Source organism: Rhizobium tumorigenes (assembly GCF_003240565.2).
Taxonomy (GTDB): domain Bacteria; phylum Pseudomonadota; class Alphaproteobacteria; order Rhizobiales; family Rhizobiaceae; genus Rhizobium; species Rhizobium tumorigenes.
The window spans coordinates 2,042,208-2,058,790 of record NZ_CP117255.1 but is presented as its reverse complement, the minus strand read 5'-3'; the positions used below and the strand labels follow the sequence as shown (position 1 = coordinate 2,058,790).

The window sequence follows — 16,583 nt, the reverse complement described above, 5'->3', positions numbered from 1 at the left end:
ATGGTGGTGTTGCAGCCTGCTCAGCCTATTCAGGCATTGCCCAGGCTTTGAAAAGCTCCGACGTCTGGTGGCGGTGGGCGACGGAGCGCCTGGCGATGCGGTCCTGCGGAATACGGGATACATCGTTGGCCGGCCGGCCTTTCAGTTGCATCTTCACCTGCTCGATGAAGCAGGATAAAGGCAGATCGGAGCCGCTTCGGATGCGCTGGTCCTCCGCCAGCCTCCTGATAAAGTCAGGAGTATCCATCGCACTCGCTGTGGTCGGGGTAGGGGCTGCACTGCTCTTCGTAGACATGACAATCCTCCTCTGACTGTACCATGTTCAAGTTAAAGTAGTAGCAACGCGTTACTTTGTAAGACCCTCACGTTTTGTTGACATCAGGGCCAACGAACCACGGGCGGCAGGGACGACAGGATAGACTCTACATTGCCGCCGGTCTTCAGGCCGAAGATCGTGCCGCGGTCGTACAGAAGATTGAACTCGACATAGCGTCCGCGGCGAATCAATTGTTCGTCCCGGTGCTGCTCTGTCCACAGCTTGTTGAAGTTCGACCTTACAATCCGCGGGTAGACCATCGAAAATGCCCTTCCGACATCGCGCGTGAAGGCAAAGTCGGCCTCCCAGCCGCCGTCCTCCTCGCTCGAATGAAGCCAGTCGTAGAAAATCCCACCGATGCCGCGTGATTCGTTTCGGTGCTTCAGGAAGAAATACTCCTCGCACCAGGCCTTATAGCGCGGATAGTCTGCAACCGTATGACGGCCGCAGGCGATCTCCATGGCACGGTGAAATAGTTGGCTGTCGGGGTCTTCCTGTGTTCGCCTGCCATCAAGGACGGGCGTCAAGTCGGCGCCGCCGCCGAACCAGCGGCTGGTCGTGACCACCATGCGGGTGTTCATGTGCACGGCCGGCACGTTGGGATTGACGGGATGGGCGATGAGCGAAATGCCGGAGGCCCAGAAGCGCGGATCCTCGTTGGCACCGGGGATCTGGCTGCGAAAATCGGGGGCAAACTCGCCGTGCACGGTGGACGTGTGGACGCCGACCTTCTCGAAGACGCGCCCTTCCATCATCGACATCCTGCCGCCGCCGCCATCGCCCTCGCGCTGCCAATCCTTGGCAACGAAGCGGCCCGGTTCCTGGTCGGCAAGAGGGCCGGTCAACTCGTCTTCCAGCGCCTCGAATTCCGCGCAGATCGTGTCACGCAGGCTCTCGAACCAGCCGCGCGCAGCAAGCTTCTTGTCCTCGATGTCGTCAGGCAATCCGGTCGGAAGCTGTGGTCTTTCCATAAGTATCTCCGGCGCCATGTGTGCAGCGGCCACGACTCGCACGGCCTTCAAAATCGGGTTTTGCATAACAGCAAAGCAAGGTGGCAGCCAGCATCCCCCGCTTGAACACCGGCATAATCGACTCGCAAAATGAAGCGTCTGGTATTATCTTGGCGCAAAGGCAAGGTTTATCATGAAGATTACGGGATCGCCGCCCCTTGATGGGCTCAAGCGCCAGATCGACCGCCACCGCCGCAGCAAGCTTGCCGGCGGAAGGGGAGATTTTGTGCGCGAAACCTATTGCCTCAGTCGCCCCGACGCCCGCGAAAAAGCCCGCCAATGGTTCGACGATTTTCCAAAGGCCGCCTACTGGACGGAAGTCGAAAGCTGGCGACAGGTCGAAGGCGACCGCATAGAATTCACTATGCGCCGCCTGCCGACCGCAGACTGATCGTTTTTCTGCGCCGGCGTTCGACGCTCATTCATCGGCACCGATCTTCAGTTCATCCCGCGAGCATCTCACTCAGCTGCGTTCAGCAGGCGGCTTTCGATCAGCAGGCCGCTCTCGTCGAGGATGGGGTGGGCTACGGAGACGATGTGGGCATTGATCCGCTTGAGGTCGCGCAGCATGTCCAGATGCAGCGAACTGGTTTGCAGGCTGTCCATGCGACCGTCGCGCAGCCGGGCGATATGGCGATCCGAAGACTGCTTCTCGAGCCGACGGACATCGACCTTCACTTCCATCATCTGGCGGGCGAGATTGAAATCGCGCGTCACGAGGATCGTTTGGGCGACCCTCAGATTGTCGATGGTCATCGTGAACAGGCGCTGCAGCTCGGCAAAGCCATCGTCGGAAAAGGCGAGGCCGTGGCCGATCTTTTTCGCCACCTGCTCCGAAAGGCCTTTCTCGATGATATCGCCGATATGTTCGAGATTGATGGCGTAATCGATGATGACGATGGAACGACGGCTGGTTTCCTCGTCGAGCCCGCCACGGCCGAGCCTGGAGAGATAGACCTTGACTTCCTGCTGCAGCCGATCGACGCGCTTTTCCAGCAGCGGGATTTCCTTCAGCGAGGCCAGGTCGTTGTTATCGAATGCGGTCTGCGTGCGGATCAACATGCGTTCGATGAGATCGCCGACGGCCAGAACTTCGCGGGTCGCGCTAGCGACGGCAACCACAGGGGTCCCGAGAGCCTGTTCGTCGAGGAATCTCGGGCTGTCCTCGGTCGCGGCATCGGCGGGCACCAGCCGCAGCATCAGCCTTGAAATCAGTGGAGAAAACGGCCATGCGAGGGCGGCAAGCGCGATGTTGAACATCAAATGTGCGTCGACGGGCAGTTTTGCGGGCGCAAAGCCGAGGCCTTGCAGAAGGGCGCCAGCGTTGCCGGCCAATGGCATGGCAATGGCGCAGCCGATGGCGCGTACGATGAGGTTGCCAAGCGTCACGCGGCGGGCGGTTGCGGGACCGGACATGGTTGCGACGACGGGCGGAATGGCGCCGCCAAGGTTGGCGCCGAGCACCAGGACAATGGAGAGGGCGGGCGACAGGATGCCGGTGGAGGCGAGGGACAGGATCAGCACGACAACGGCAAGGCTCGACGACGAGATGAAGGCGAGGGCGGCCGAGAAGATCAATGCGACCGGCAGGGCGCCGTCGAGCAGGCCGATGAAGGCGGCAAGCGCCTGGGATTCGCGGATCGGTGCCGTCGCCATGCTCAGTAGCTGCAGCGATAGCAGCATCAGGCCGATGCCGATCAGCGCCGTGCCTGCGCCCTGCTGGTTGCTCGACGAGCGGCGGTAGAGAACGATGCCGATCAGGATGATCAGGGGCGACAGCCACTCGATGCCGGTTGCCACGATCCATGCCGTCACGGCGGTGCCGACATTGGCGCCGAGCAGCACGATCTGTGCCATGGACGGGATCACCAGGTCACGTTCGACGAAAGACGCGACCATTAGCGCGGTCGCGGTCGAACTTTGCAGCGCGATCGTCGCGACGAAGCCGGAGACGAAGGAACGGCCGCTGCTGCGTGTCCCGGTCGCCAGCCCGGTCCGCAGGCGGGCACCGAAAGCGCGGGTGACGCCGTCCTTTACCTGCGACAGGCCGAACAGCAGCAAGGCTACTGCGCCGAACAGGTTGATCATGACCGTGGTTGAGTCCATTTTTCGCGGGATTTCCTTCTCATGCCGTAGGCTTCCGGCATCGACCGGAGACTGAAAAGGCACGTAATTTCAGCGCTGGAGAGAGCCGCACCCGGCAAAATTTGCTCGTCGGCTAACTATTATATGGACAAAACCCGCTGCAAATCAACGCTTGTAGCGACATCTGCAGGTCAAATTTGCGTCACTGATGGCAGCGCGCCCTCAGCCCCAGCGTGTCTGGCGCAACGCCTCGCCCGCGATCATTGCCGCCGACATCGCGACGTTGATGGATCTCTGGCCTTCTACCATCGGAATGAGGATGCGACTATCGGCTCCCTCGTGGACCGCATCCGGGACGCCAGCGCTTTCCCGCCCGAACAGCAGGATGTCGCCGGCGCGAAAGAGGAAATCTGTGTAGCGTTCGGCTGCCTTGGTGGAAGCGAGTACCAGCCGGCGCCCGGTCCCGCGTCGCCAGGCCTCGAAATGCGCCCAGCTGATGTGGCGTGTCAGGGCCACTGCGCCGAGATAGTCCATGCCGGCGCGCTTAAGGTTGCGATCGGAGATGTCGAAGCCGGCGGGCTCGATGATGTCGACGGCAAGATCGAGGCAGGCAGCAAGCCGCAGGATCGTGCCGGTATTGCCGGCGATATCCGGCTGGTAGAGGGCGATGTGCAAGGCGGTCATGGCTCCTCGACTATCCGATCGGCAGCAAAACCCGCAACTGAAATGTGCGGTCATCAACGTCTGTGATGCGTCCCATCGCAAGTTCTGCGTGTTCGGACCTTCTTTGGGGCTTTTGCAGACGTCGTTTTTGCGATAAAAGGCACATTGTTCACAACGCAAACCAGCAGGAGGCGCTAATGGATCGATTTTTGGCTGTTCGTCTCCCGGTGCGTACGCCGGTGTCTAATCCGGCTGCTTTCGTCAGGATCTGACGACTTTCTCCCTTTTTGAACCATCGCGCGGCTGATACGGCCTCGTTCTTTCCGCGACCGCTCCCATATGACGCTGCGAAACCATTGGACGCAGCGGCGGGATGCGGCTTCGACGTTTCTGGAGCATTTCATGTTTGGCTGGTTTGAACGGCGTCTGAACCCATTCCCGAGCGAGGAACCCAGCGTTCCGCCGCGCGGGCTATTTGCTTTCTGTTGGCACTACACAAAGCCTGCAGCCCCATGGCTTGCCGCCATGGGCTTCCTGACGATGCTGATTGCCATCGGCGAGGTCACGCTATTCCGGTTTCTCGGCCAGATCGTCGACTGGCTGTCGCATGCCGACAAGGCAACGTTCCTGCAAACGGAAGGCGCGACGCTGTTCTGGATGGCAGCGATGGTGCTTGTCGGCCTGCCGGTCGCGGCCGTGCTGGATTCGATCATCATGCATCAGGTGTTGCTCGGCAATTATCCGATGATTGCCCGCTGGCAGATGCACCGGTTCCTGCTGCGCCACAGCATGACGTTCTTCGCTAACGAATTTGCCGGCCGCGTTTCCACAAAGGTGATGCAGACGTCGCTTGCCGTGCGCGAAACGGTGATGAAGCTGCTCGACGTCTTCGTCTATGTCGTCACCTACATCATCACGATGATCATCATCGTCGGAACGGCAGACTGGCGGCTGCTGTTGCCGCTCCTCGTCTGGCTGGCGATCTATATCGGCATCGTCAGCTTCTTCGTCCCGAAGCTCCGCAAGATCGCCGCGACGCAGGCCGACGCGCGCTCGACCATGACCGGTCGTGTCGTCGACAGCTACACCAACATCGCGACCGTGAAGCTGTTCTCCCATGCCGGTCGCGAGGAATCCTATGCCAAGGCGGGGATGGATCTGTTCCTGCAGACGGTTTACGGACAGATGCGCTACGTCAGCCTTTTCCAGGCGTCGGTCTACATCAATAACTGCGTGGCGCTCTTCGTCATCTCGGCGATTTCCATATGGTTCTGGCTGAACGGTTCCATCGAGGTCGGCGCGATTGCGATCGCCATAGGTCTGGCGATGCGTGTCAACGGCATGTCTCAGTGGATCATGTGGGAAGTATCTGCGCTGTTCGAGAACATCGGCACGGTCTATGACGGCATGGAGATGATGACCAAGAAGCACGACATCATCGATCGGCCTTCGGCGTCGACGTTGGTCGCGCAGAAGGGGGCGATCCGCTTCGACCATATCCGCTTCCATTACGGCAAGGCGAAGGGTGTGATCGAGGATCTGACGCTGGATATCCATGCTGGCGAGAAGATCGGCCTCGTCGGGCGTTCCGGCGCCGGCAAGACGACGCTGATGAACCTGCTGCTGCGCTTCTACGAACTGGAGTCCGGGAAGATCACCATCGACGGGCAGGACATCGCCGGCGTGACGCAGGAGAGCCTGCGTGCGCTGATCGGCGTCGTGACACAGGATACGTCGCTGCTGCATCGCTCCATCCGCGATAACATCGCCTACGGCCGCCCGGATGCCACCGACGCCGAGATCGTCGAGGCGACCAAGCGTGCCAACGCGTGGGAGTTCATCGAGAACCTGGTCGACTTGAACGGCCGCAGGGGTCTCGATGCGCAGGTCGGCGAGCGTGGCGTCAAGCTCTCCGGCGGCCAGCGGCAGCGGGTGGCAATTGCCCGGGTGTTCCTCAAGGATGCACCGATCCTGATCCTCGACGAGGCGACCTCGGCGCTCGATTCGGAAGTCGAGGCGGCCATCCAAGAGAACCTGTTCGCGCTGATGCAGGGCAAGACGGTTATCGCCATCGCCCACCGGCTGTCGACGCTGACGGAGATGGACCGCGTCGTGGTTCTCGACAAGGGCAAGCTGATCGAGACCGGCAGCCACGCGGACCTCATCACTAGGGGCGGCATCTACGCCGATCTGTGGAACCGCCAGTCGGGCGGCTTCCTCGCTGACCACTCCACCGAGGCTGCTGCGGAGTAGGGCGCGGTAACAACATGGCAGCGCGTCGTCATACGATGACGCGCTGCAGGCCCGGAATGCGCATGAGCGCAAGGCTCAGAAGTGTGGCCAGGCCGAAAGACAGGATGGTCAGGAGCCCGACTCTCCAGATCTCATCGTTGCCTATGACGGGTGCGAGCAGCCAGAGGAAGAAGACGTGGCTGGCATATACAGTCAGGCTGATCCGGCCAGACCACGCGAGCCGGTCCACAAACTGTGAACGCGGTATCTGGCGCACCCCGAGAAAACACGTCAGGCCGACCAGATACGTGGCGATTGTGAAGTCGTGGCTGACGAAAACGGCTGCATGCGAAGCGCGATAGATCAGCCATTCCTCCAGGATTAGGGCAATGTAGGAGAGACCGATCGCCGGGGCCGCCCATCTGCCCAGCGTCCAGTTTCCCACCTTGGCGCAGAGGCCGAGGTAAACGAACAGAGGTGCGATGAACAGGCCTCCGCGTTGCGGATTGCCTGGCAGATGAAGCACATTGTGATAGCTGCTGAAAATCACGCCGATGGCTGCAAGGACGACGCACAGGGTGCCCGTGGCCCTGATGCCGATGAGGCTCGTTCCCGCCGATACCAGCACCAGCGCAAGTCCGAGCGCCGGCAGGAACCAGAGGTGGAAAGCGGTGCCCCCCGAGATCATGTCGCGCGGGCTGAACGACCATTGCTGGATCGGACAGATTTGCAGGAAGACGAAGTAGGCGAGCATCCAGAACAGGTAGATCGGCAGCAGGCGGTTCAACGGCTTGAAGACCACCGACAGATCGAGCTTTGCCAAGGGTCTCAGGAAGTAGCCGCTGGTGATGAAGAAGAACGGCACCGCAACGCGACAGGCGATGGCCACGAGTGCTGCCCAGTCGGGGTAAGACGGATGCTGGGCCGGAGGCAGGCAGTGCAGCAGAACGATGGCGAATGAGAAAACGTAGCGCATCGCATCTATGGACGTGTTGCGGTCTGGCCTGGCGAGTAGGATTTCGTCGGCCATCGGCAAATCTCCTTGAGGATAGGCAGGTCGTCTTCGTTTGCGCGCCGCTGGAGTGCAAGCGCCATCGTCCGGTTTTGGTGAACTCACTGTGTCCGGCTGACTGTCTGCCCGAGAATGTGTCCCGAAAAAGGGCACGAGCAGAAGAGCGTGACGCGTGGCGCAAAATGATGCCGCTTTCGCAGCAGCGGCCTCTATTCCGAGCTCTGGGCCAGGCATCCGGAGGCTTCATTGCCTTCCATGCGGAATAGTCGGACTACCGGGCGATGGTGAAGTCGGTGATGAGCCCGTAGTGGTTCGACCCCATGGCATCCTCGATCCGACGCACGGATTTCAGCTGCAGCGGGGGCCGCGCAAACACGTGATCGATGGCGATGCCTAAGGCGCCGGCCTCGATCGGCCAGGTTGCGGGCTCCGGGAAAACGTGGGCCAAGTTGCTGCGGCGGAGAAACGCCTGCATGTCGGGTTCGACCACGGCCGCATTAAAATCGCCGGCCAGCAGCAGCGGTTCGCGGACCGCGTTCAAGGAATCTGACAAGGCTGCCAGTTCGTCTGCATGGAAGTCGTCGAAATAAGGTTTGCTCAGATGGGCGGAGGCGAAGGCGATCTTTTGGCCATCTATGTCTACGGTCGCCAGAATGAAGCGGTTTCGCCACAATCCGCTGAGGCTACCGATCGACTGCGAGATGAACGGCCGCTTGGACATCAACAGGCTGTCGCAATTGTCCTCCATCACGCCGCAGCCGATGCGGTAGGGATAGACGGCAGCCAGTCGCGTCATCTGCGACAGCATCGGCGGCGCCTCGAACATTTCCACGACATCGGCCTTGGAGTTGAGAACGAGATCGGCAATTTTTTCCGAATTGGAGAAATTGTCGCCGTCGATGTTGAAAGACAGCAGCCGGTAGGACGGTTGCGCGTCAGCAGGCGCTGGCGTTTCTGCGCGGGCCTGAAGCAGGACGATCGAGTGGCCGGTGATGACGATCGCGACCACCAACATCGCGATGGCGTACCAGTGGCGCCGCACTGCGAGCGCCAGAAGCGCTCCGACAATGCAGGCGATGCCGATGTGCGTCTGCAGGCTCTCGAAGAAGGCGAGGATCCACAGGTGTGTGACATAACGGGCCGCCAGGATGCCGAGAATGCAGGTGGTCACCACCGATATCACGCAATAGACGGTATCTCTCATGACCCTGGCTTACCTCTGGATGCGCGCTTCTGCGGAGCGACTAGCACGGTGCCCCTGTTGTTGCAACGCAGCAAGTTTGCGATGGTTGTTTTTGCAGTGCAACGCGGGGATTTGCTTTGCGAATCCCTCGGCAATTCATGCGGTTACCACAATAGTCCAAGCGTAGACGGTTTTGATCTGTCATGCGCCGATAAAACTGTAGTTTTGCCCGCGACATTGTGCCCACCTCCGCTGGCAAGACTGGACATGGCGTTCGATCAAGCTTAGAAAACGGCTGGGGGCGGAGAAAATCTATGGCAGAATTGTGGCCTGGGCGATTCGCCGGAGTTGAGGGATTGCCGCGGCACATCCGCGGTTCTGCGTGAAGAGGAGGGGCCGCGTGAGCGAGAACGACACGAAGAGCGAGACCTTAGGCGAGCCGACGCGGCGCGATTTTCTGTATATAGCAGCCGGCATGGCCGGCGTAGTCGGTGCCGTTTCGGCAGTCTGGCCATTTATCGACCAAATGCGGCCGGATCAATCCACGCTGGCGCTTGCTTCTGTCGAAATCGATGTTTCCAGCCTTGAACCCGGCATGTCGTTGACAGTCAAATGGCGTGGCAAGCCCGTCTTCATCCGCAACCGGACAGAAAAAGAAATCGCCGAGGCCAATTCCGCCCCGATCGGCGACCTCAAGGACCCGGTCGCGCGCAACGCCAACCTGCCTCCCGAAGAACAAGCAACCGACATCGCCCGCTCGGCGGGCAAGGGAAAGGAGAACTGGATCGTAATGATCGGTTCCTGCACCCATCTCGGTTGCGTGCCGCTCGGCACTTCGGGGGAATATGGCGGTTGGTTCTGTCCGTGCCATGGGTCGGTCTATGACACTGCCGGTCGTATCCGGAAGGGTCCCGCACCCATGAACCTCGCCATACCGACGTTCGCATTTACATCCGACAAAGTGATCAAGATCGGTTGAGGGGGATACTGAATCATGAGTGGTCAATCAACCTACGAGCCATCCACCGGACTTGAAAAGTGGATCGACTCGCGGCTTCCTTTGCCGCGTCTGGTCTATGACAGCTTTGTCGCCTATCCGGTGCCGCGCAACCTGAACTATGCCTATACATTTGGCGCAATGCTGGCTGTCATGCTGGTGCTGCAGATCCTGACAGGCGTGGTGCTGGCAATGCATTATGCAGCCGAGACGACCGTGGCGTTCAACTCCGTCGAAAAGATCATGCGCGACGTGAACCATGGCTGGCTGCTGCGCTACATGCATGCCAACGGTGCATCGTTCTTCTTCGTCGCCGTCTACCTGCACATCGCGCGCGGCCTGTATTACGGCTCCTACAAGGCGCCGCGCGAGGTTCTCTGGATCCTCGGCGTCATCATCTACCTGCTGATGATGGCGGCTGGCTTCATGGGCTACGTGCTTCCCTGGGGCCAGATGTCGTTCTGGGGCGCGACCGTGATCACCGGCTTCTTCTCGGCGCTGCCTTACGTCGGCGAGTGGGTCCAGCAGTTCCTGCTCGGCGGCTTTGCCGTCGACAATCCGACGCTGAACCGCTTCTTCTCGCTGCACTACCTGCTGCCGTTCATGATTGCCGGCGTCGTCGTGCTGCATATCTGGGCGCTGCATGTGGCAGGCCAGACCAATCCGACCGGCGTCGAGATCAAGACAAAGACGGATACGGTGCGCTTCACGCCCTATGCGACGATGAAGGATGCGCTCGGTGTGTCCGTCTTCCTGCTGGTTTACGCCTATTTCGTCTTCTATCTGCCGAATTATCTCGGCCACGCCGACAACTACATTCCTGCCGATCCCTTGAAAACACCGGCGCATATCGTACCTGAATGGTATTTCCTGCCGTTCTACGCCATGCTGCGCTCGATCACCTTCAGCATCGGTCCGATCGACTCGAAGCTGGCCGGCGTGCTCACCATGTTCGGCGCGATCCTGGTGCTGTTTTTCGTGCCTTGGCTCGACACGTCGAAGGTTCGCTCGGCTGTCTATCGTCCCTGGTACAAGGTATGCTTCTGGCTGTTCGTCGCCAACGCCATCTTTCTCGGTTGGCTCGGAGCGATGCCGGCGGAAGGTACCGGGCTTTTCGGCCTCTTGTTCCACGGCGACCTGAGGGGCAATTACGTCGCCTACTCGCAGTTCGGGACACTGTTCTACTACGGCTTCTTCCTGGTGATCATGCCGGTCCTTGGCCTCGTCGAGACACCGCGACGAATACCAAACTCGATTACCGAGGCGGTACTCGAGAAGCAGAGCCGCAAGTCCGCTCCAGCGGTCGTGGTCGGGGCATGAGCGCGGAGATGGGGAAGACGACGATGAGCAAGTTCGCTGCCGGCTTTCTGACGCTGGCGATCCTCGCTGGCGCAGGCACGGCGCTTCGTGCCGAGGACACCAAGCCGGCCGCCGAGGCGACGCCGGTCTATCCGCTCAAGGAGCCGCGAGAGCAGAAGTGGACGTTCGCCGGACCCTTCGGCTACTACGACAAGGCGCAACTGCAGCGCGGGCTGAAGGTCTATGCCGAGGTCTGTTCCGCCTGTCATTCGATGAGCCTCGTGCCGTTCCGCACACTCAGCGATCTCGGCTATTCGGAGGCGCAGGTGAAGACCTTCGCCGCCAACTACGAGACGCAGGACGGACCGAATGCGCAAGGGGAGATGTACACCCGGAAGGCTGTGCCATCCGACCATTTCCCGTCGCCTTTTCCCAACAAGGAAGCGGCTGAGGCTGCCAACCACGGTGCCGCACCGCCGGACTTCTCGCTGCTTGCCAAGGCGCGTGAAGTCGAGCGCGGCTTTCCGCGCTTCGTCTTCGATATCTTCACGCAATATCAGGAAAACGGGCCGGATTACATATACTCGCTGCTGACAGGCTACGAGGAACCGCCGGCCGGTTTCCAGGTGCCGCCGAATGGGCACTACAATCCGTACTTCCATGCCGCAGCTGTGCTGGCCATGCCGAAGCCGCTGTCCGATGGCCAGGTGACCTATGACGACGGATCGCCCCAGACCGTCGATCAGTACGCCCATGATGTGTCTTCTTTCCTGATGTGGGCTGCCGAGCCGCATCTGGAGGAGCGCAAGCACACCGGCTTCATGGTCATGGTGTTCCTGCTGATCTTCACCGTCCTGATCTACCTGGTAAAGCGGTCGGTCTACGCCAAGACGGAACACTGAGCAGGACGCGATAGGTAACGACGAGGCCGCTTCGGGCGGCCTCGTCATTGCTAGGTTCGAAGCTGTCTCAGCTTGCGCGACTGCGATTGCGCTTTCGGCTGGACATGGCTGGCTGCTCCACCCTATTGGTGGCTTTTTGCAACGAACAGCAGCAGGCTCCTTCGCCAATGACAACCCGTGACAATGAACTTATCCGATCTATCCGTTCCATTCCGGATTATCCTAAGCCCGGCATCATGTTCCGCGATATCACCACGCTGCTCGGTAATCCCCGGGCTTTCCGGCGTGCCGTCGATGAACTCGTGCAGATCTGTGCCGGCATGAAGATCGACAAGGTCGCCGGCATGGAAGCGCGTGGCTTCATTCTCGGCGGCGCTGTGGCCCACCAGCTGTCAGCCGGGTTCATCCCCATTCGCAAGAAGGGCAAGCTGCCGCATGAAACGGTCAGCATCGCCTACAGCCTCGAATACGGCCTCGACGAAATGGAGATGCACCGCGATGCGGTCATGCCCGGCGAACAGGTCATCCTCATCGACGACCTCATCGCCACAGGCGGCACCGCTGTCGGCGCGACGCAGTTGCTCCGACAGATGGGCGCCGAGGTGGTGGCTGCCTGCTTTGTCATCGACCTCCCGGATCTCGGCGGTCGCCGTAAGCTTGAAGCGCTGGATGTGCCTGTGCACACGCTGGTGGAATTCTCGGGCCACTAGCCGGTTCCCGAGCCATCGAGAGCGGCGTCACTCGAATTCGAGGACGCTACTTTCGAAACGGAGAACCGGGATGCCGTCCTGGTTCTCGCCCTCGCAGAGGATGGTGTTGATGATCCATCCCGGGCGCGAGGCGAGGCTGCGGCTCGACAACAGCGTCACCGAATAGCGCACCGTGTCGCCGGCAAAGATCGGTCGCAGCCATTGCAGGTTTTTGAAGCCGGGCGAGGGGCCGAGTTTCGGCGCCGTCAGGCCCCGGCTTTCGAGGCGGGCCGTCTCCTCTGCCCAGAAAGCGACGAAGGTCTTCATCCAGGCCGAGCAGCTATGCCAGCCGGAGGCACAGAGGCCGCCGAACAGCGATTGCCTCGCCGCTTCCGGATCGACGTGGAAAGGTTGCGGGTCAAAGCGTGTCGCATAGGCGACGATGCGATCCGCGTCGAAGGTGTAGGTGCCGATATCGACCTTGAGGCCGATGGCATAGGTCTCCGCCATTGTCATGCCGGATCCCCCGCTGCGGTCTCGATGCGGAACATGATGGAGTTTTCCACGAGGTTGACGATCTCGCCGCGCTGATTCTCCACCTCGTGACGGAATTTAACGATACCGATGCCCGGTCGCGACCGCATGGGACGGGCTTCGAGCACTGTCGAACGGCCGGACAGCGTATCGCCGGAGAGGACCGGCTTTCGCCATTCCATGACGTCGATGCCCGGCGAGCCTTCGGAGAGCGAACGGCACAGAAAGCTGTCGAACATCATCCGCATGAACATCGACGAAGTATGCCAGCCCGACGCTGCAAGGCCTCCAAGGATGCTGGCGCGGCCGGCTTCCTCGTCAAGATGCATCGGCTGCGGGTCGAACTCCCGTGCGAATGCGATGATTTCATCAGACGTCACCGCCATTGGACCGAGCGGAAAGCTGCGGCCGGCGGTGAAATCTTCGAATGCAAGTCTCTTGTCAGCCATCGCGGTCTCCTCCCGCTTCGCGCAATACGGCTTGCGCCGGATCAGGTGTTGAAGCGGAAGTGGATGACGTCGCCGTCCTGAACCACGTATTCCTTGCCTTCGTCGCGGCCCTTGCCAGCTTCCTTGGCGCCGACTTCACCCTTGAAGTTGATGTAGTCGTCGTAGCCGATTGTGAAGGCGCGGATGAAGCCGCGTTCGAAATCGGTATGGATGACGCCGGCCGCTGCCGGTGCCTTGGTGCCGCGCGCAATCGTCCAGGCACGCGTTTCCTTGGGGCCGACGGTGAAGTAGGTGATGAGGTCGAGCAGGCTGTAGCCGGCGCGGATCAGGCGGTCGAGGCCAGCTTCCTTGAGGCCGAGGGCCTCCAGGAACTCCTTGGATTCTTCATCCGGCAGCTGCGCCACTTCGGATTCGATGGCGGCCGAGATGATGACGCATTGCGACCCTTGCGCCTTGGCCATTTCTTCCACGGCCTTGGTATGGGCGTTGCCACTGACCGCATCGCTTTCGGCGACGTTACAGACGTAGAGCACCGGGTGCGACGTCAGCAGGTTCAGCCCTTTCAGGATCTCCAGCTCTTCGGCGTCGAGTTTGGGCAGCAGCGTGCGGACCGGCTTGCCTTCGTTGAGGAGCGCGAGCGACGCGTCCATCATCGGCAACAGCGTCATCGATTCCTTGTCGTTGCTCTTGGCGCGCTTGCGAGTCTGCTCGGTGCGACGCTCCAGGCTCTCGAGATCGGCCAGCATCAGTTCCGTATCGATCGTCTCGGCGTCGCCGACCGGATCAATGCGGCCTTCGACATGGGTGATGTCGTCGTCTTCGAAGCAGCGCAGCACGTGCACCACAGCATCGACTTCGCGGATGTTGGCGAGGAACTTGTTGCCGAGGCCTTCGCCCTTGGAGGCTCCGCGCACCAGGCCTGCAATGTCGACGAAGGAAATGCGGGTTGGGATGATTTCCTTCGAGCCCGCAATGCCGGCCAGCTTCTGCATGCGCGGATCCGGCACGGCGACTTCGCCGGTGTTCGGTTCGATGGTGCAGAACGGATAGTTGGCCGCCTGAGCCTGCGCCGTCTTGGTCAGCGCATTGAAGAGTGTGGACTTACCGACATTCGGAAGGCCGACGATACCGCATTTGAAGCCCATGGCTGTGACACCTGATTTACTGGAAATGTTTGGCTGTGCGTATGAGATAAAGGAGCAGGGCGGTCAAGCCTTTCGGCATCTGCAGGGCCGTTGTCTTGAAGGTATGGCGGATTTGCCCTACAATCTAGGGCGAAGCGATGTCATTGAAAAGCGGTGTGATAACTTCAGCAGACCAGCCGATTCTATCGGGGCGCTATGGTTTGCCCATCGGCCGCGCTGGTCATCGAGCATGGGCCTCAGCTTGTAAGACACGCATGTTCGTTCTTGAACATTGCCTGCTTGAACACTGCCTGTCGCAGCGCAATATAAGGCCAAGTCGAGCCCAGCAGAGCTCCGGCGTCTTCAGGAGACGGATTTTCCATGAGTGCCAGCAGTACAAACCTCAAACCCAAGACCGTGATCAAGCCTAAGCTTGAGCAGCCCAAGATGTACAAGGTCATCCTGATCAACGACGATTTTACGCCGCGCGACTTCGTCATCATGGTGCTGAAGGCGGTGTTCCGCATGAGCGAGGAAACCGGCGCGCGGATGATGATCACGGCCCATCAACTGGGTTCCTGCGTCATCGTCGTCTGTGCCAAGGACATTGCCGAGACCAAGGCCAAGGAAGCAACCGACTACGGCAAGGAAGCCGGATTCCCGTTGATGTTCACCACCGAGCCGGAGGAATAGGCGGGGAGGTGGTGGCGGATAAAGGGTATCCTGGTTATCGGATCAGATGGGAAAAAGTTTGGCTCGGTGCAAGCCCGCCTGATCAAGTCTATTTTTCAGGCCTTCCGTCATCTGTGGGGTGAGAGCGCGTTTAGGCAGATAGATGTAAATATGCGGTCCGAAGAATAGGACCATGATCCTGTCGTCCTCACACCATGCGCGAATATATTTCCACCTGTACAATTGATATCCGCTGTCGGTTTCGACTCGTACGCCCTCATCGTTCCATTCGAAGACACACCGCTCGTGGTAGAAGGGCGACAGGCGATAGTTGGTCACCGCCCGCCGGCGATTGCGGAACCTTTTGAGCTTGGTAATAGCAAGCAAGCCGCAGAATATGGCGAGGCTCATTGTCACAACGCGAATCGCCATGTCGAGCCGGCCCGGCGGATCTCCCGGCAGAAATAAGGATACTGCGCATCCCAGCACAATGGATGGCACAATGACGCCAGCAACCTGAAAGTTGGAGCGTTGCATAAGTTCGTTGCCCATCGCGAATTCCGCAGCCGTGAGCGTGTAAGCTGTCTTGTTATCGCTTAACGCGTCGGTGGGTATCTCCGGTGATGAAGCCATCGCGTCACTCCTTGCCACCAAACAACTTCTTCAGCATATCCGCCATCGGGCCGGTCGTCGGCAGGGCCTTGGGCTGGTTGAAATTCCGTGCAGCGCGGATATGCGACTGGCCTGGTGGCTTTCCCGATGCGGCCAGCTTCGGTGCCTTTTCTTCCGACGACTTTTCGCCCACTGAAAGCGCCAGCTTGTTCATCAGCTGCGAATCCTCGTTGCGTACCAGCATGTCGGCGTGGTCGGCAAGCGTTTCGAGCAGAGGCTCCAGCCAGGTCTTGTCGGACTTGGCGAAGTCGCCGAGCACGTGGCTCTGTACCAGGTCCTTGACGCCGGGATGGCCGATGCCGAGGCGAAGGCGGCGATACTCGCGCCCGGCATGCGCGTCGATTGACTTGATGCCGTTGTGTCCGCCATGGCCGCCGCCCGTCTTCAGCCGTGCGCGGCCTGGAACGAGATCGAGTTCATCGTAGATGACGACGAGATCTGCAGGCTGCAGCTTGTAGAAGCGCATCGCCTCAGCGACGGACTCGCCCGAGAGGTTCATAAATGTTTGCGGCTTGATGAGCAGCACCTTCTGTCCATCGAGTTCACCTTCGGCAATGACGGCCTTGAACTTCTTCGTCCAGGGCGAGAAGCTGTGGCGACGGTGGATGGCATCGACGGCCATGAAGCCGATGTTGTGGCGATTGGCTTTGTACTGGGGCCCGGGATTGCCGAGGCCGGCGATAAGAAGCATGGCTGTCGTCCTTTCGCAGATGACGAAGCCGTTCATCGACGCGAATGGGTCGT

18 protein-coding genes are annotated in these 16,583 nt (G+C 60.2%); 7 read left to right on the top strand and 11 right to left on the bottom strand.

The annotated features are described in order from the left end of the window. Window positions 1-25 precede the first annotated feature (25 nt). Window positions 26-295 carry a hypothetical protein gene (locus tag PR017_RS10170; protein WP_111222682.1) on the bottom strand — a complete coding sequence of 90 codons (270 nt, stop codon included), beginning with the start codon at window positions 293-295 and terminating at the stop codon, window positions 26-28. A gap of 83 nt (window positions 296-378) precedes the next feature. Beyond that, window positions 379-1,287: an oxygen-dependent coproporphyrinogen oxidase gene (hemF, locus tag PR017_RS10165; protein WP_111222683.1), complete on the bottom strand. Its 909-nt coding sequence runs from the start codon at window positions 1,285-1,287 to the stop codon at window positions 379-381. 172 nt (window positions 1,288-1,459) lie between these two features. On the opposite strand from hemF, the gene PR017_RS10160 reads away from it, so the two are divergent. After that, window positions 1,460-1,717 (top strand): hypothetical protein, encoded by a 258-nt coding sequence (locus PR017_RS10160; RefSeq protein WP_111222684.1) that lies wholly within the window; start codon window positions 1,460-1,462, stop codon window positions 1,715-1,717. 68 nt (window positions 1,718-1,785) lie between these two features. On the opposite strand, the gene PR017_RS10155 is transcribed toward PR017_RS10160, so the two are convergent. Beyond that, a complete protein-coding gene (locus PR017_RS10155) occupies window positions 1,786-3,432 on the bottom strand; it encodes a Na/Pi cotransporter family protein (protein ID WP_111222685.1) in 1,647 nt (548 codons plus the stop codon). Between the two features lie 201 nt (window positions 3,433-3,633). Next, complete coding sequence (locus PR017_RS10150) at window positions 3,634-4,095, bottom strand: tRNA (cytidine(34)-2'-O)-methyltransferase (protein ID WP_111222686.1); 462 nt, start codon at window positions 4,093-4,095, stop codon at window positions 3,634-3,636. A 381-nt stretch (window positions 4,096-4,476) separates the two neighbouring features. Here PR017_RS10150 and PR017_RS10145 point away from each other — a divergent pair, with 381 nt between their 5' ends. Further along, window positions 4,477-6,327, top strand: a complete 1,851-nt coding sequence (locus PR017_RS10145; protein ID WP_111223003.1) for an ABC transporter ATP-binding protein — start codon at window positions 4,477-4,479, stop codon at window positions 6,325-6,327. A 28-nt stretch (window positions 6,328-6,355) separates the two neighbouring features. Here the strand turns inward: PR017_RS10145 and PR017_RS10140 are convergent, their stop codons facing one another. Next, a complete protein-coding gene (locus tag PR017_RS10140) occupies window positions 6,356-7,336 on the bottom strand; it encodes an acyltransferase (RefSeq protein ID WP_161959389.1) in 981 nt (326 codons plus the stop codon). 253 nt (window positions 7,337-7,589) lie between these two features. Further along, window positions 7,590-8,522, bottom strand: a complete 933-nt coding sequence (locus PR017_RS10135; RefSeq protein ID WP_111222688.1) for an endonuclease/exonuclease/phosphatase family protein — start codon at window positions 8,520-8,522, stop codon at window positions 7,590-7,592. A gap of 379 nt (window positions 8,523-8,901) precedes the next feature. Between PR017_RS10135 and petA the strand changes: the two genes are divergently transcribed. From petA to PR017_RS10115, 4 genes are all read left to right on the top strand, one after another. After that, window positions 8,902-9,480, top strand: coding sequence for a ubiquinol-cytochrome c reductase iron-sulfur subunit (gene petA / locus PR017_RS10130; protein WP_111222689.1), 579 nt, complete (start codon window positions 8,902-8,904; stop codon window positions 9,478-9,480). Window positions 9,481-9,495: 15 nt separating this feature from the next. Further along, window positions 9,496-10,818, top strand: coding sequence for a cytochrome b (locus PR017_RS10125; protein ID WP_111222690.1), 1,323 nt, complete (start codon window positions 9,496-9,498; stop codon window positions 10,816-10,818). Between the two features lie 23 nt (window positions 10,819-10,841). Beyond that, on the top strand, window positions 10,842-11,699 hold the full coding sequence (locus tag PR017_RS10120) for a cytochrome c1 (protein ID WP_111222691.1): 858 nt from the start codon (window positions 10,842-10,844) through the stop codon (window positions 11,697-11,699). A 167-nt stretch (window positions 11,700-11,866) separates the two neighbouring features. Next, window positions 11,867-12,409 carry an adenine phosphoribosyltransferase gene (locus PR017_RS10115; protein WP_111222692.1) on the top strand — a complete coding sequence of 181 codons (543 nt, stop codon included), beginning with the start codon at window positions 11,867-11,869 and terminating at the stop codon, window positions 12,407-12,409. A 27-nt stretch (window positions 12,410-12,436) separates the two neighbouring features. Here PR017_RS10115 and PR017_RS10110 read toward each other — a convergent pair whose 3' ends face one another. From PR017_RS10110 to ychF, 3 genes are read right to left on the bottom strand one after another with little or no spacing between them, the layout of a single operon-like run. Next, on the bottom strand, window positions 12,437-12,904 hold the full coding sequence (locus PR017_RS10110) for a MaoC family dehydratase (protein WP_111222693.1): 468 nt from the start codon (window positions 12,902-12,904) through the stop codon (window positions 12,437-12,439). Next, window positions 12,901-13,371: a MaoC family dehydratase gene (locus PR017_RS10105; RefSeq protein ID WP_111222694.1), complete on the bottom strand. Its 471-nt coding sequence runs from the start codon at window positions 13,369-13,371 to the stop codon at window positions 12,901-12,903. Before PR017_RS10105 ends, PR017_RS10110 begins: the two co-directional genes overlap by 4 nt. Before the next feature lie 41 nt (window positions 13,372-13,412). Further along, complete coding sequence (gene ychF / locus PR017_RS10100) at window positions 13,413-14,516, bottom strand: redox-regulated ATPase YchF (protein ID WP_111222695.1); 1,104 nt, start codon at window positions 14,514-14,516, stop codon at window positions 13,413-13,415. A gap of 360 nt (window positions 14,517-14,876) precedes the next feature. Here ychF and clpS point away from each other — a divergent pair, with 360 nt between their 5' ends. After that, a complete protein-coding gene (gene clpS, locus PR017_RS10095) occupies window positions 14,877-15,188 on the top strand; it encodes an ATP-dependent Clp protease adapter ClpS (protein ID WP_111222697.1) in 312 nt (103 codons plus the stop codon). A 42-nt stretch (window positions 15,189-15,230) separates the two neighbouring features. On the opposite strand, the gene PR017_RS10090 is transcribed toward clpS, so the two are convergent. Continuing rightward, window positions 15,231-15,800: a YcxB family protein gene (locus PR017_RS10090; RefSeq protein ID WP_111222698.1), complete on the bottom strand. Its 570-nt coding sequence runs from the start codon at window positions 15,798-15,800 to the stop codon at window positions 15,231-15,233. 4 nt (window positions 15,801-15,804) lie between these two features. Continuing rightward, window positions 15,805-16,530, bottom strand: coding sequence for an aminoacyl-tRNA hydrolase (gene pth, locus PR017_RS10085; protein WP_111223004.1), 726 nt, complete (start codon window positions 16,528-16,530; stop codon window positions 15,805-15,807). Window positions 16,531-16,583 lie beyond the last annotated feature (53 nt).

Excerpts from the sequence above, each read along its gene's own strand:
- PR017_RS10170 (WP_111222682.1), bottom strand. The coding sequence starts at position 295 with ATGTCTACGAAGAGCAGTGCAGCCCCTACCCCGACCACAGCGAGTGCG.
- hemF (WP_111222683.1), bottom strand. The coding sequence starts at position 1,287 with ATGGAAAGACCACAGCTTCCGACCGGATTGCCTGACGACATCGAGGAC.
- PR017_RS10160 (WP_111222684.1), top strand. The coding sequence starts at position 1,460 with ATGAAGATTACGGGATCGCCGCCCCTTGATGGGCTCAAGCGCCAGATC.
- PR017_RS10155 (WP_111222685.1), bottom strand. The coding sequence starts at position 3,432 with ATGGACTCAACCACGGTCATGATCAACCTGTTCGGCGCAGTAGCCTTG.
- PR017_RS10150 (WP_111222686.1), bottom strand. The coding sequence starts at position 4,095 with ATGACCGCCTTGCACATCGCCCTCTACCAGCCGGATATCGCCGGCAAT.
- PR017_RS10145 (WP_111223003.1), top strand. The coding sequence starts at position 4,477 with ATGTTTGGCTGGTTTGAACGGCGTCTGAACCCATTCCCGAGCGAGGAA.
- PR017_RS10140 (WP_161959389.1), bottom strand. The coding sequence starts at position 7,336 with ATGGCCGACGAAATCCTACTCGCCAGGCCAGACCGCAACACGTCCATA.
- PR017_RS10135 (WP_111222688.1), bottom strand. The coding sequence starts at position 8,522 with ATGAGAGATACCGTCTATTGCGTGATATCGGTGGTGACCACCTGCATT.
- PR017_RS10125 (WP_111222690.1), top strand. The coding sequence starts at position 9,496 with ATGAGTGGTCAATCAACCTACGAGCCATCCACCGGACTTGAAAAGTGG.
- PR017_RS10120 (WP_111222691.1), top strand. The coding sequence starts at position 10,842 with ATGAGCAAGTTCGCTGCCGGCTTTCTGACGCTGGCGATCCTCGCTGGC.
- PR017_RS10115 (WP_111222692.1), top strand. The coding sequence starts at position 11,867 with ATGACAACCCGTGACAATGAACTTATCCGATCTATCCGTTCCATTCCG.
- PR017_RS10110 (WP_111222693.1), bottom strand. The coding sequence starts at position 12,904 with ATGACAATGGCGGAGACCTATGCCATCGGCCTCAAGGTCGATATCGGC.
- PR017_RS10105 (WP_111222694.1), bottom strand. The coding sequence starts at position 13,371 with ATGGCTGACAAGAGACTTGCATTCGAAGATTTCACCGCCGGCCGCAGC.
- ychF (WP_111222695.1), bottom strand. The coding sequence starts at position 14,516 with ATGGGCTTCAAATGCGGTATCGTCGGCCTTCCGAATGTCGGTAAGTCC.
- clpS (WP_111222697.1), top strand. The coding sequence starts at position 14,877 with ATGAGTGCCAGCAGTACAAACCTCAAACCCAAGACCGTGATCAAGCCT.
- PR017_RS10090 (WP_111222698.1), bottom strand. The coding sequence starts at position 15,800 with ATGGCTTCATCACCGGAGATACCCACCGACGCGTTAAGCGATAACAAG.
- pth (WP_111223004.1), bottom strand. The coding sequence starts at position 16,530 with ATGCTTCTTATCGCCGGCCTCGGCAATCCCGGGCCCCAGTACAAAGCC.